Raw genomic sequence first — 13,878 nt, forward strand, 5'->3', positions numbered from 1 at the left:
ATAACTCCTGTTTACATGCATAAAAAATAGCGTCCTTCACTTCGGTTCTTGTTTTTGTGGATAGGTACTCCTTGCAAAACCCCCGGGCAAAATGCTATAGTATAGTGAGGTTTGCATGTGAAAGGAGACATATCATGGTATCTTTGCCAGGAACCGGGGAAACCGTATCAGGATTCACCGTGACTGAACTTGGATTCATACACATGCTGGGTGCCCGGACCGTGGAGTTTTACCACGCCCGCAGCGGCGCCCGGCTTTTATTTATACAGAACGATGACCCGGAACTGGGGTTTAACCTGATTTACAGGACGCCTCAGTTTGACGAGACCGACACCAACCACATACTGGAACACCTCCTTTTGTCCTCCTGCCGCAAGTATCCCAGCCGGGATATTTTCTTTGACATGGACAGCAAGAGCTATTCCACCTTCATGAACGGGCTTACGGATAATACATATACCTGTTACCCCATATGTACGCTGAGCCAGGAACAGCTCATAAAACTGGTGGATGTGTATCTGTGCTGCATGGAGGAGCCGGATGCGCTGAAGGAGAGGAATTTCTATCTGCGGGAGGCGCTGCGTCTGGAGCTGGAAGACCCGGAGGGTCCCCTGTCCATGCAGGGCACTGTACTCAGCGAGGACTGGGGCCATCTCACGGACCTTCAGGAAAATGCCGACAGCTTCACGGCAAAAGCCCTGTATCCGGGACTTCCCTCTTCCAATCTCCTTGGAAGACTTCATCTCCATTACAGGGAACTTACATTTGAACTTGTGAAAGAGGCATTTAACCGATGCTATGACTACTCTAACTGCCTGATGGTGCTTTACGGGGATATGGATTACCGGGCAGTGCTTGAATTCCTTGACCTGGAACACCTGTCCCATTATACAGGTACGCACCGCTCCCTGTTATCTGCCATGGACCAGATGCCCGTCCCAGGCAAACGTTCCCTTACCGCTGAAAGTCCTGCCTACTCGGACAGTCCCAGGGAACAGGCCTCCATCATTGACTATGCCATCGACCTTACAGGCAGCAGCCAGGAGGAATTGATATATTGGGATTTATTTACAGACATTCTGGACAGCGACACCTCTCCATGGCACCGGTGCGCAAGGGAAGCCGGAATCAACAACGTGATGGAGGTATATCTGGACCTTCTCCTGCCCGGCCCGTCCCTGCGGTTCCGTCTGAGGAATGGGGATGAGGAACAGAAGGAGGCGTTCTGCCGTACCATCCAGTCCGCACTGCAGGAAATCAGCGCCCATGGCGTTGCCCATGAACTGTACCAGGCAGCCATGAAGGAAAACAGGCTAAGCGATGCATTAACCAGGGAAGGTTCCCATCTGGGCTTTAACATTTCCGAGGAAATCGGAAGGTATTGGAGCCAGACAGGCAAAACAGACTATTTCCAGCTCTACGAAACGGCCTCCCGCAGATTCGCCGGTGACAACAGCCAGGACATCCTTAAAATGCTGGCTTCCCGGGCGCTTACCCCTGAAACCAGCGCCGTTGTCGTAACGGTTCCCTGCCCCGGAATGGCAGAAGCACTGGAGGAAGAAAAGGAACAATACCTGAAGGAAACACTGGATTCCATGTCCATGGATGAACGGCGCCGCCTGTGTAAGGACACGGAGTCCTTCCGTCAGTGGAATTCCCTGGACTGGGGCAATATGGATTTCCTCATACATCCAAAAGACCTTCCGGCCCCTGGGCCGGGTGCTCCTTTTCAAAAAAGGGAATTTGGGACCATAACCAGCTACACTGCTCCCTCCAGCGTGGATGCGGTCGGAAGCTACCAGATATACTTTGATTTAAGCCTTATCCCCCGGGATGAGCTTAAATTCCTGTCCCTGTATCAGATGCTGCTGACGGAGCTGGATACAAGCCGGTATACAGTGGAGCAGCAAAAGACCCTGGAACAGGAATACCTCCACGACTGCACCTTTGACGAACTCTATCTGGATTCTGCGGCCGGAGCCGACAGCCGTCCCATGATGACCGTGTTCTGGTACGGACTCACCGCGGACTTTGCCGAAAGCCTGGATTTCCTCCTGGATATTATAGGCGGAGGGGAATACGATGACATTCCCACCATACTGCGTATCCTTGAAAAATATCTCCCTGATTACGACCTGTCCCGGGCTGATATGGCATCCTCCCTGTCCTTCAGCCTGGCGGAAGGCTATATCAGGCAGGAGTGCAGGTTCAGGAACCTGCTCAACAGTCAGGACGTTTATTATTTCCTGAAAGATGTGGCCAGCAAACTGAGGGAGGAACCGGAATACGCCGGAAAGGTAACAGACACACTGCGACATATTTCCACTGCCATATTATCCGGAAGCCGTTTCACATTCATGGCCTCCGCAAACCCGGATGCCTTAGGGGAAGTGGAACAGGAAGCCATAAGACAGCTGGGTATGCTTGGAAGAGATTATGATACCAGACTTGAAAGAGAACATGATACCAAACAGTCAGATACCGCCAGGCCCACGGCAAACAAGGATTCCTGTCATACCACGCAGGCCCGGTACACGGCCTTCATCCTGCCGCCCCAAAAGCAGAAACTGGCCATATGCGTGGACGCCCCTGCCCAGGAAACCCGCATGATGGGGGATTTCCGTGGAAATCCCGGTTTTAAAGGCAGGCATCTTCCCTTCCTCATGGCGTGTGCGGACAAATACCTGAAGCCTGCCATACGCTATCAGGGCGGGGCGTATGACAGCGGGATTGACTTCTACATTCCGGCCGGATATTTTACCTTGTGGAGCACCGCTGACCCTGAAGTCGGATCCACCCTGGAGCTGTTCTCCAATACCGGAAAGGCGCTTATGGACATTTCCCTGACACAACAGGACCTGGACGGCTATATCCTGAGCGCCTACGCCCAGGCCCTGCCGCCTGCCGGAACCCTGAATAACCGCATGCGGTACATGCGCCGGGCCATGGCTGGAATTGACACGGATCAGATTAACTTTATGATTGCAGACATTAAAAATGCCCGGCTGGAGCACCAGGCCGAGGCATCGCAGATCATCCATGACTTACTGGAACAGGGGCCGATTGTGACAGTGGGAAATGAACGGGCAATACAAAGGAGTGCTGGGTGTTTTGATGAAATCATCGCCTACCGGCCATAGACCAGGGACTATCCTTCCCTTCTTTTAAAGTACTCCCTGGGCGCCACCCCATACTCCTTCTTAAAACACCGGTAGTAATTAGAATAATCCCCAAACCCGCACTGCTGGCTGGCGCTTATGAAAGAAACGCCGTTCTTAATCATATCTTCTGCCGCATTTAACCGCAGGTGCAGGATATATTGATAAATGGTCATGCCGGATATCTCCTTAAACCAGTGCATGAAGTAATACCTGTTCATATAGAAATATTCCGACAGCTGTGCAACTGTAATCTGCTGGTCCATATGATCCCTGAAATACTGGTCCACCAGCGCCATGATCCCCATCTCTTTGTTATCCCTGCTGAAGGTGAATATCTGTGGGTCATGATTATGTTTATTCACCTCCACAAAGAATTCGGCCAGGTAACAGCGTCCCAGAACCTGTTTCCCATAGATATCCCCACTGTCATTCAATCCGATTAACTGCTCCAACAGCAGGCGCAGTTTGGAATGGATGGCATGGGGATAATGATACACGCGGAAATTATCATTTGTAAAACATTCGCATAAATCCACCCCGCCGACAGACAATTCCCGCAGCACATCCGGGGACACCTGAAGGGCCAGCCGCTCATATGGAATGGACAGATCCAGCATCTTAGGAAAATGCTCCTGATGGCGGTTGATGAACAGGAAGTCGCCAGGCTGCAGATAAAAAGCAGACCCGGCCGTACTGTACACTATCCTTCCCGATATCAAAAGGTACATTTCAAAAAAATCATGGGAGTGGCTATAGATATTCTGGTTACTGACATCAGAATACACCATGACACGGTAGTCACAGTCCAAATGATATGAGTGTGTTAAAAATGGACGTGTCTTTAATTTCATACCTTAAAATCCCCCTCTTTATTATCTAATTTAACATTAAATCCCAATAAACACAACAAAATATTATGAATATTCAATAATCACAATAGCACTTATCACAATGTATTCCGCATTAATAACTATGGGAAAGGATACCTGCATTTGTTATAATTATGACAAACAAAATGATAAGGTTTCAAAGGAGGACATTTATGAGAAAAGCAGCATTATTGACACTATCAGTTGTAATGGCAGCATCCATGATGGCCGGGTGTTCATCCAAACCAGCGCAGACTCAGGCAGCCTCAGAGCAGACCGGGGCAGCGCAGGCCGGACAGGAGGAGGAAGCGCCAAAAACGAAAACAAAAACGGATAGCAGCAAGGTTTACGAACTGCGCACCTCATCCAATCAGGCCCAGACAGGAACCATTGGCCGCGCACTGGAATTCTTCTGTAAGACAGTGGAGGAAAAATCAGGCGGCAGGATTAAGACCACAGCCAACTTCGGCAATGAACTTGGAAGCCAGTCCGAGCAGGTTGAAATGTGCCAGGCGGGAGCGCTCGAGATGGTAGCCGCCGCGCCGGGGACCGGCCCTGGAGTATGGGTGCCCGAACTGCAGATGTTTGAATTCCCGTTCCTGTTTAAGGATAACGGGGAATACCGCAAGGTAATCAAAGCCATGGAGCCGGAAGTTTCCAAGAGACTGGAACAGCATGGATTCATTGCCTGCGGCGGACAGTCCATGGGCGCCAGGGACATGCTTACTGTTACTCCTGTCACTAAGCTGGAGGATATGAAGGGACTGAAGATGAGAGGCCCTAACAATGTATACATATCCATGTTTGACTGTCTGGGCGCATCCGGAACCACCATGGACTGGAATGAGGTCTACACTGCCCTTCAGACAAAGGTAATGGATGGTATGGAAGCCTCCCCATCCATGATTAACTCCATGAAGTTCCAGGACAATGCTAAAAATCTGGCTGTCACCAACCACTGTATGGCATGTATCATGTATTTCTTCAACAAGGACTGGTATGATGCGCTTCCAGAAGACCTTCAGCAGATTATCATGGAATCCGTGGAAGAGACGGTTGCCTACCAGGCCCGGATTGATGATGAGGATAATGACAAGGCGCTGGAGGACATGAAAGCAGAAGGCGTTGTCATCACGGAGATTGCGGATATTGACAAGTGGAAGGAAGCATGCGCTCCTATGCTTGAAGAATATAGGGCAAAGGGCGATAACTGGAACACCTTTATTGATATGATTCTTGAAGCGCAGAAGTAAAATCCCGATTGCCGTCCAGCCAGAGCATCCATACTCTGCTGCGCGGCAATTTTCATAAGGAGACAGGACATGTTTAAAAAGATATATTGGATTCTGGATAAAATCCGCTCCATGGTAATCATAGGCATGCTGGGGTATATCGTAATCCTGAGTTTTGTACAGATAGTACTCAGATATTTTACTTCCGCAGACTTAAAGCCCTTTGCCTGGGGCGATGAAATCATACGTCTTATGGCTGTCTGGGTGGCATTTCTGGCAGCCAGCGTGGGGGTAAAGCAGGAATCACACCTAAGCGTCCAGTTTTTCCTGGACCGTTTCCTGACGCCGGCCCAGCTGCGCATTGTAAAGAAATGCGCCATCTTTGTGGTCATGGCCGCCCTGGCGTCCGTCACATATGCCGGTACCATGCATGTGATGAAAAATACCACCAACATGCTACAGAATCTTCCTGGTGTAACCATTGCCTGGTTTTATGCATCCATACCGGTGGGATGTTCCTACCTGATGCTGGAATATGGCATCCTGCTGTTTGCCAGGGAAGACAAAGAAAAACACACTGAGAAGGAAGGGGTGGTGGGGAAATGATCCAGGCCTTGCTTGTATTTCTGGTTCTGCTTTTTTTCATATTTCTGGGATTTCCAATTTTTATGTCCACATTGATAACAGCAATCATATTTATCGTGGCTATGGATATCCCGTTCTCATTGGTAATCATCCGTATGTTCGGAAGCGTGAATTCATTTTCCCTGATGGCTATTCCATTCTTCATTCTGGCGGGCAATATCATGATGAAAGCGCAGATTACCGATAAACTGGTGGATTTTGCCAATGCGGCAGTGGGGCAGTTCAAAGGGGGCCTTGGCTATGTGAATATCCTGACCTCCATGCTGTTTGGCGGTATCCAGGGTTCCGGGGCGGCAGATGCATCCGCAATCGGAGGAATGCTGATTCCCGCCATGGAAAAACAGGGCTATGACAAGGATTACGCGGTTGCAGTAACAGCCGGTTCCTCCATGTTAAGCCCAATCATACCGCCTAGTATTGCCATGATCCTCTACTCCTTCTATACAGAAACACCGGTGGCAAAATTGTTTTTAGGCGGCCTGGTTCCGGGTATCCTGATAGGAATCCTGCAATGCAGCGTGAATTATGTATCCTACAGGAAGAGAGGATACAATATACCCATTGAAACGTTTTCACTGAAACATTTCCTTAAAACATTCTGGAATTCCCTGGGAGCCTTAATCATGCCGCTCATCATACTGCTGGGTATTGTATTTGGTATCGTAACGCCCACGGAGTCAGGTGTCCTGGCCATAGCCTACGGACTGGTATACGGCTTCTTCGTATCCAGGAAGCTTAAAATCAGCGACCTCCCCCGAATCATCATAGATTCTGCCGTCACAACAGCGGTAGTATTCATGACCATCTCAGCAGCCGGAGTCCTTGCCAATGTTCTGGTCCGTATGCAGCTGCAGCAGGAAGTGCTGGACTTTGCAGTCAACACCCTTGCCAATCCATACCTGGCAACCTTGTTCTTAATCATTGTATTCATAATCCTGGGCTGTTTCCTGGATCCTACCATCCTCATTGCCATGTTCGCAGGAATCGTGGTATCCGTGGGCAATGCCTTTGGCTTCGACCCAATACATTACGGCGTCATCATGGTGGTTGTCATGCAGATTGGTGCCATCACCCCGCCGGTAGGCACATTCCTCTTCATTGCCTGCGGCGTGGCCGGACTGCCTCTGGAAAAGAGTGTAAAACCATTGATGCCATATATTCTGGTCATCCTGGTTTCCGTGGCCCTGATGGTATTCCTGCCAGGCATAGTTACATTTTTACCTGGACTTTTGAACTAAAGGAGGATGGACATGCAGATAAAAGCAGATGGGCAGAACTATGCACCCAAGGGAATTTCCTCCCCTGTATGCGGTAAAGGAGAATTTCCGGTAGGGGTAATCGGGCTGGACCACGGCCATATATATGGCATGAGCAACGGACTGACCGAGGCCGGGGCCACGATAGATAAGGTATATGACTCCAACAAAGAGAAGCTGGATGAATACTGCCGCCGGTATCCAGGAGCAAAGCCGGCCGCCTCACCGGAAGAGATACTGGACGATGACAGGATAAAAATGATTGTTTCCGCCTCAATCCCATCGGAACGCTGTGACCTGGGATTAAAGGCCATGTCCAGGGGAAAGGATTATTTCACGGACAAACCTCCTCTCATAAACCTGGAACAGCTGGAACTTGCCAAGGCGGCCGTAAGGAAATATAACAGAAAATATGCGGTGTACTATAGCGAGAGACGCCATGTGGAAGCCGCGGTATATGCGGAGAAACTGCTATCAGAAAATGCCATTGGCCGCGTCATCAACATCATGGGCTGGGGCCCCCACCGCGCATCTGTGTCCACACGTCCGGATTGGTTCTTTGACAAATCCAGGTATGGAGGTATTCTTGTGGATATCGGCTGCCATCAGATTGAACAGATCCTCATCTATGCCGGCGCCAGGGACGCGGTGGTGGAAAAAAGCAGGGTGGCAAACTATGGACATAAAAATACGCCTGGTTTTGAGGATTTCGGGGATATGATGCTGACCTGTGATAATGGAACCACAGCATATTCCAGGCTGGATTGGTTCACACCTGACGGTCTGGGTGCCTGGGGCGATGGGAGGACCCTGATTATCGGAACAGACGGATACATAGAGATACGCAAGTACCTGGACGTGGCAAATGACCGGGAAGGAGATCACATTTACCTTGTGAATCACGAGGGGGAGCGCCATATCAAAGCAGCAGGCCTTATTGGATTTCCTTTTTTTGGAAGGTTAATCAGGGACTGTCTAGACAGGACCCATACGGCCTTTGACCAGGAGATAGAATTCAAGGCCATCGAGCTGGCTGTCAAAGCCGAGCTTTCGGCCGAAAAAATTGAGGGGTGAAGCAGATGTTAGGAATCGCAATTGTTGGAGCCGGAGCCATTGCAGGCATTCACATGGATGCGTACAAGGAATTCGGAAAAGACTGCGAAATCAGGGCAGTCTGTGATATCTATGAGGATAAGGCAGCAGTGCTGCTGGAGAAAAAGGGGATAAAAGGAGCCAGTGTCTATAAAAACCTGGAAGAGGCCATCCAGGCCAAAGGCACAGGGGAGAGCGGGATTCACATCGTATCCATCTGTCTGCCGCCATCACTGCACTGTGAGGAAACAATCAAGGCCCTGAACAGCGGCTGCCATGTATTAGTGGAAAAGCCAATGGCCGGTTCACTGGAAGAATGTGACCGCATGCTGGAAGCTGCCGGAAAGAATGCACGTTTGCTGAGCGTTGTGTGTCAGAACCGCTTCAAGACTCCCATGCAGAGAATCCACCAGATGATTAAGACCGGGGAAGGCGGCCGTATAACCCATGCAACCGTCAATTCCCTGTGGTGGAGGGGTGAGAACTACTATGACCTGTGGTGGAGGGGCACTTGGGAAAGCGAGGGAGGAGGCTGTTTCACCAGCCATTCCGTACACCACATCGACCTTCTCCAATGGATGATGGGTATGCCAGATTCAGTCATGGCATGCATGAAAAATGTGGGACATCACAACTCTGAACTGGAGGATGTGGGAGTCGCCGTGTTCAACTATCCCCATGCCATGGCCCAGATTACCACATCCATCGTAGACCATGGTGAGAAACAGGAACTGATTTTCCAGACAGATAAAGGGAAGCTCAGCATCCCCTGGGAACCCGCCTCCTCCAGGGCCATGCCCAATGGATTCCCGGAAGAAGACAGGTCTGCACTGGAACAGTTGGAACGCGCCTATCATGCCATTCCTGAGATGAAACGTGAGGGCCATGCAGCCCAGATTGAGAATTTCATCCATGCCATAAAGGGAGAGGAGGAACTTCTTACCAGCGGTGAGGAGGGCCGCAAGGCAATTGAACTGATCGCGGCTATCTATAAATCCTCTGTATTGGAACGTCCGGTCAGCCTTCCACTAACCCCGGATGACGCCTTCTACCGCAAATCCACCATGGTTCCGGCAATGCCGCATTTCTTTGATAAGACGAAAAACGTGGAGAATTTTGAACAGATAGAGATTACCTTGGGGCGGGATGTCGGGAAATAATGAAGGATGAAATGCTTTTAAGCTATATGAAACGCCGCCTGCCAGGAATTTTTCCCGGACAGGCGGCGTTTTACATATCATTCTTTTTTATTATAACTGAACCACAAAATCCTCAGATGCCTCGCCGTTCACCACATAGTAGGCCGCATTCTGCTCTGGTGAAATATAAAGCTCCAGGGTCTTGATTTCAACATCCTTGTGGGCCACCAGATAGGCCTCCTCGGCTTTCTGAAGGACATCCTTAGCCATTATCTGCTTTCCTGCAAACTCCACAACCACGGTTCTGCCTGCCTCATGGGTGGTGTTCTTCTCCTCAGCCACACAAGCAGTGTTCTTCTGTCCGGACGCGCTGACAGCGCCCTTCTCCCCAGCAGCGCACACGGCGCTTACTTCCTTAACTGCCTGCACTGTCTCCGCTGTATCCACTTTTGCTGCAGCCGCAGCTGTATTCCTTCTTGGTCTTGCCATTCCGTTTCCTCTTTTCGTTTATACATTTTCTATGAAAATTATACGGCCTATCCCCAATATCTGTCAATGACGCGGATATGCAAATTGAGGTTGGTTATGTGTGGATTTCTGGTAGCATTAACGGTTTACTTTTTAATTCGCATGCTGGTTGTACGGCATTTTAGTGAATGAATAGTTATTCATGCAGCTATACTGCCGCTGATTGAATGCAGCGTAATAGATACAAAAATACCGCGGCCCGGATACTTCCCACCCAGGCCACGGCATTCCCGCAATATCCATACAGTAACATCAATCACCCAATTCCGCCATACACAATCCCAAGAATAAACACAATCACGGCCAGCGGCACGTACACATATTTAGACAGCGGGCCAAAGTAGCTTCCAAGCGGCTTTTCCCGGCCTTCCTTCAGTTCCTTGGCTATTTCCCCAAATCCCAGCACATAATAGATGGATACCGCGCCCAGCACGGCGCCAAATGGCACCACTATGATTGTGATGAAATCCATCCAGGAACCTACGTTAGGCTCAGCTTCCAGGAAAATGCCCACCAGCAGCGCAATCCCGCTGCAAAGGGCAACCGCCGTCTTCCTGGACAGGCGGAACCTGGTCTGCCAGGATTCGCTGACCGCCTCAAACATGTTAATCAGGCTTGTGATACCAGCAAAGGCCACGGACAGGAAGAACAGGCCTGCAAACAGACGGCCCATGGGCATCTGCCGGAACACATTGGGCAGGGTGATGAACATAAGGGGCGGACCTGCATTGGGCTTGATCCCAAAGGCAAATACAGCCGGCATGATGGCCAGCGCCGCCATCATGGCCGCAACCGTATCAAAAAAGGCTGTGCGGATGGACGCCTTCGGTATGTCCTCCGACTTAGACAGATATGTTCCATAGACAATCATGCCTGACCCGGTAATGGACAGTGAGAAAAATGCCTGTCCCATGGCCATGACCCAGGTATCCACCTTAAGTAAATCACTCCAGTCCGGTGTGAACAGGAACTTATATCCCTCCACCGCGCCCGGAAGGAATGCCACGCGGATAGCCAGAACGGCAAACAGGACAAAAAAGGAAGGCATAAGAACCTTATTAATCTTCTCAATCCCCTTTGTGGCGCCAAACATCAGGATGGATGCGGCAATGATAATAACCAGCACATGCCAGGGCACGCTTCCGAAATTCCCCGTGGCCTGGCTGAAATAGGCGGCCGCATCCTCGGTCAGGATTGCCCCGGTAACCGAACCAGCCAGTGCACGGACTACCCAGCCAACGATGATTGCATATCCAATGGCGATTCCCAAGGACCCCAGCAGCGGTATCCAGCCCAGGATATAGCCCAGTCTGCTTTTTCCTATCCTGTTCCAGCAATATTCATATGCGCCCAGTGTGCCTGTCTTAGCCCGCCTGCCAATGGCGAACTCTGCAGACAGCCCCACCAGTCCAAACAGAACGATAAATAAAATATAAGGAATCAGGAATGCCCCGCCGCCATACTGTCCCACACGGTACGGGAACATCCATATGTTGCCCATTCCAACGGCAGAACCCACACATGCCAGTACAAACCCAAAACTACTGCCAAAACCGCCATTCTGGTGTACGGGTGCTGATGCAGGCCCCTTACTTCTCTGCTTAATCATAACTTCTCCTTTAGGTGTAAATTTTCATGGCCCATATCCGTTTTGGTATCCCGGATGACAGGCCATCTTTATTATAGTACCCCATTTACACCAATTAGTCAAAGCTTTAAAGTAAAAAAGCCGGTTAGCCAGGGAGATGAATATGGGTTCGACCATACCGGACAGGCCAGCTTTTCTTAAATGTTATTTTATTGACAACCCGTGGCGGCCATTGTATAATCAGGTTAGCAGAGAGGCTTCGGGGAACATTTACGTCCCAGGGCCTCTATTTGTTTTTTTACCTATATCATGGAGTTGAAAGGAGAGTAATATGAGGTATCCGCATTTATTTTCAAAGGGAAACATTGGAAATGTAACACTTAAGAACCGGATTGTCATGTGTGCCCTGGCAATGGGTGTATCGGATGACAGGCAGTGCATTGGGGAGGATTTCCTTGCCTATCTGATGGAGCGGGCCAAAGGCGGTGTTGGGCTGATTGTCCTGGAAAATACCAGGGTGGACGATGAACACGGGGTTGCTGCCCCATGGCAGGCCAGCGTTGCGCGGGATGAACAGATTGCCCCCATGGCCAGGGCTGTGGAAGCGCTCCACGGGGAGGGCGTAAAGGTATTTGCCCAGCTTCATCACCCGGGGCGTGAGACATTTTCCAACTTAAACGGCGATGAGCCTGTGTGGTCTTCCTCCTCCAAGCCCTGTGGCGTCTGTCAGCAGGAAACCCATGAGATGACAACAGCGGAAGCAGAGGCCATCATTGGCAAATTCGTGGCAGGGGCTGTGCGCGCGCAAAAGGCCGGGGTGGATGGAATCGAGCTTCACGGCGCCCACGGCTATCTGATTTCCCAGTTCTTAAGCCCTTATACGAACCAGAGGACGGACCGGTTTGGCGGCTCCTTTGAAAAGCGCCTTCAATTTGTAAAGGAAATCATCCAGGGCATCCGCAGGGAGTGCGGGAATGACTTTGTACTGGGCATCCGCCTCACGGTAGATGAACTGCTGGCGCCAAATGGCGTCCAGGAGTACCTGACCCTGGAGGATGGCGTGAAGGTATGTAAGGAACTGGAAAAAATGGGCCTGGATTTCATCAATGTCTCCAATGGCATCTATGAATCCTTCAACTCCCTGTCAGAACCCACCACCTATCCCCAGGGCTGCCGCAGCCAGCGGATCCTGGCTGTCAAAAAAGCCGTTAATATCCCGGTCATTGCAGTGAACATGGTCAAGGAACCTTGGTTTGCCGAGAAAATGCTGGAAGAGGGACTGGTGGACTTCGTGGGACTTGGACGCGCAGTGGTTGCCGACCCCCAGTGGGCCGTGAAGGCCGCCGAAGGCCGGGAGAAAGAGATTAACCGCTGTATCTCCTGTACATTCTGCTTTGAGACCTTGGTCAGCGACACCATTGCGGGAAAAGGCCCTGTAAAATGTGCGGTGAACCCAAGGGCAGGCCGGGAGCACAGGTATCCGGGCTATAAAAAAGATGGTGCGGGAAAGACGGTCGTGATAGTTGGCGCAGGGGTGGGCGGACTGGAGGCGGCGCGCGTCCTGGGTGAACGCGGCTTCCATGTTGTCATCCTGGAAAAAGAAGGACGTGTGGGCGGCCAGATTAATATAGCGGACCGTCCTCCCCACAAGGAGAAAATGGACTGGATTGTGGAATATGAGCTGTCACAGTTCAAGAAGCACGATGTACAGATAATTGTGAACACGGAAGCCGACCTGGAGCTGATTGCCTCCTATTCACCCTATGCCATCGTTTTGGCAACAGGCGGTACCCCCATTAAACCAGCCTCCATCCCTGGTTCCGGCCTGGAGGAAGCCATCACCTTTAAAGAGGTGCTCTGCAATGAAAAGGTACTGGAGGGCAAAAAAGTGACCGTCATCGGTTCTGGCGCCACCGGCCTTGAAACAGCAGAATTCCTCTGCGCCAGGGGCAATGAGGTAACAATCGTGGAAATGTTAGACACCATCGGACAGGGCGTTTATGTTCAGCACTATCTGGACGCCATGGATAAGCTCTCCAAATATGATGTTACATATAAACCAAAAACCAAGCTGCTGGAAATCAAGAAGGGCGCCGCCATATTGGAACACCTGGAGGATGGGACACAGGAGGAATATCCATCTGACTATGTGGTCCTGGCCATGGGGGTAAAGTCTGTCAATCCATTGGAAGCAGCATGTAAGGAAATATGCGGGAACGTAATGGTTGTGGGCGACGCGGGACAGCCCGGCAGGATTGAGGGTGCGGTGAGAAGCGGATTTGAAGCGGCCTACGGCCTGGAGTAAGCAGGAAGCTGACTGATATTAACCAGCGGTTCCAATTCCAAATATAATAAGTATCCGATGCCA

General features: G+C 50.7%; 10 protein-coding genes. 7 read left to right on the top strand and 3 right to left on the bottom strand.

Going from position 1 to position 13,878, the window contains the following annotated elements:
* The first annotated feature begins 134 nt into the window (after nucleotides 1–134).
* Nucleotides 135–3,140, top strand: a complete 3,006-nt coding sequence (locus LK536_RS35245; RefSeq protein ID WP_227794668.1) for an insulinase family protein — start codon at nucleotides 135–137, stop codon at nucleotides 3,138–3,140.
* An 8-nt stretch (nucleotides 3,141–3,148) separates the two neighbouring features.
* On the opposite strand, the gene LK536_RS35250 is transcribed toward LK536_RS35245, so the two are convergent.
* Nucleotides 3,149–4,012, bottom strand: a complete 864-nt coding sequence (locus LK536_RS35250) for a helix-turn-helix transcriptional regulator (RefSeq protein ID WP_227794669.1) — start codon at nucleotides 4,010–4,012, stop codon at nucleotides 3,149–3,151.
* Between the two features lie 191 nt (nucleotides 4,013–4,203).
* On the opposite strand from LK536_RS35250, the gene LK536_RS35255 reads away from it, so the two are divergent.
* From LK536_RS35255 to LK536_RS35275, 5 genes are all read left to right on the top strand, one after another.
* Nucleotides 4,204–5,283, top strand: coding sequence for a TRAP transporter substrate-binding protein (locus tag LK536_RS35255; protein WP_227794670.1), 1,080 nt, complete (start codon nucleotides 4,204–4,206; stop codon nucleotides 5,281–5,283).
* 69 nt (nucleotides 5,284–5,352) lie between these two features.
* Nucleotides 5,353–5,868, top strand: a complete 516-nt coding sequence (locus LK536_RS35260; protein WP_227794671.1) for a TRAP transporter small permease — start codon at nucleotides 5,353–5,355, stop codon at nucleotides 5,866–5,868.
* The gene (locus LK536_RS35265; RefSeq protein WP_227794672.1) at nucleotides 5,865–7,145 is read left to right on the top strand and encodes a TRAP transporter large permease; all 1,281 of its coding nucleotides are present in this window, start codon (nucleotides 5,865–5,867) and stop codon (nucleotides 7,143–7,145) included. The genes LK536_RS35260 and LK536_RS35265 overlap by 4 nt, the downstream gene beginning before the upstream one ends.
* Before the next feature lie 12 nt (nucleotides 7,146–7,157).
* A complete protein-coding gene (locus tag LK536_RS35270) occupies nucleotides 7,158–8,237 on the top strand; it encodes a Gfo/Idh/MocA family protein (RefSeq protein ID WP_227794673.1) in 1,080 nt (359 codons plus the stop codon).
* A gap of 5 nt (nucleotides 8,238–8,242) precedes the next feature.
* On the top strand, nucleotides 8,243–9,415 hold the full coding sequence (locus LK536_RS35275) for a Gfo/Idh/MocA family protein (protein WP_227794674.1): 1,173 nt from the start codon (nucleotides 8,243–8,245) through the stop codon (nucleotides 9,413–9,415).
* A 90-nt stretch (nucleotides 9,416–9,505) separates the two neighbouring features.
* Here the strand turns inward: LK536_RS35275 and LK536_RS35280 are convergent, their stop codons facing one another.
* Together LK536_RS35280 and LK536_RS35285 are read right to left on the bottom strand one after the other, a co-directional pair.
* On the bottom strand, nucleotides 9,506–9,883 hold the full coding sequence (locus LK536_RS35280; protein ID WP_227794675.1) for a DUF6465 family protein: 378 nt from the start codon (nucleotides 9,881–9,883) through the stop codon (nucleotides 9,506–9,508).
* A 295-nt stretch (nucleotides 9,884–10,178) separates the two neighbouring features.
* Entirely contained in the window at nucleotides 10,179–11,531 is a 1,353-nt protein-coding gene (locus tag LK536_RS35285; RefSeq protein WP_227794676.1) for a sodium-dependent transporter, read from the bottom strand.
* 310 nt (nucleotides 11,532–11,841) lie between these two features.
* Here LK536_RS35285 and LK536_RS35290 point away from each other — a divergent pair, with 310 nt between their 5' ends.
* A complete protein-coding gene (locus tag LK536_RS35290; protein ID WP_227794677.1) occupies nucleotides 11,842–13,815 on the top strand; it encodes an oxidoreductase in 1,974 nt (657 codons plus the stop codon).
* The last annotated feature ends 63 nt before the right edge of the window (nucleotides 13,816–13,878 follow it).

Source organism: Clostridium pacaense (genome assembly GCF_020709765.2).
GTDB lineage: Bacteria > Bacillota > Clostridia > Lachnospirales > Lachnospiraceae > Enterocloster > Enterocloster hominis.

What these genes read in the sequence shown, in the direction of transcription:
- LK536_RS35245 (WP_227794668.1), top strand. Translation starts at nt 135, where the DNA reads ATGGTATCTTTGCCAGGAACCGGGGAAACCGTATCAGGATTCACCGTG.
- LK536_RS35250 (WP_227794669.1), bottom strand. Translation starts at nt 4,012, where the DNA reads ATGAAATTAAAGACACGTCCATTTTTAACACACTCATATCATTTGGAC.
- LK536_RS35255 (WP_227794670.1), top strand. Translation starts at nt 4,204, where the DNA reads ATGAGAAAAGCAGCATTATTGACACTATCAGTTGTAATGGCAGCATCC.
- LK536_RS35260 (WP_227794671.1), top strand. Translation starts at nt 5,353, where the DNA reads ATGTTTAAAAAGATATATTGGATTCTGGATAAAATCCGCTCCATGGTA.
- LK536_RS35265 (WP_227794672.1), top strand. Translation starts at nt 5,865, where the DNA reads ATGATCCAGGCCTTGCTTGTATTTCTGGTTCTGCTTTTTTTCATATTT.
- LK536_RS35270 (WP_227794673.1), top strand. Translation starts at nt 7,158, where the DNA reads ATGCAGATAAAAGCAGATGGGCAGAACTATGCACCCAAGGGAATTTCC.
- LK536_RS35275 (WP_227794674.1), top strand. Translation starts at nt 8,243, where the DNA reads ATGTTAGGAATCGCAATTGTTGGAGCCGGAGCCATTGCAGGCATTCAC.
- LK536_RS35280 (WP_227794675.1), bottom strand. Translation starts at nt 9,883, where the DNA reads ATGGCAAGACCAAGAAGGAATACAGCTGCGGCTGCAGCAAAAGTGGAT.
- LK536_RS35285 (WP_227794676.1), bottom strand. Translation starts at nt 11,531, where the DNA reads ATGATTAAGCAGAGAAGTAAGGGGCCTGCATCAGCACCCGTACACCAG.
- LK536_RS35290 (WP_227794677.1), top strand. Translation starts at nt 11,842, where the DNA reads ATGAGGTATCCGCATTTATTTTCAAAGGGAAACATTGGAAATGTAACA.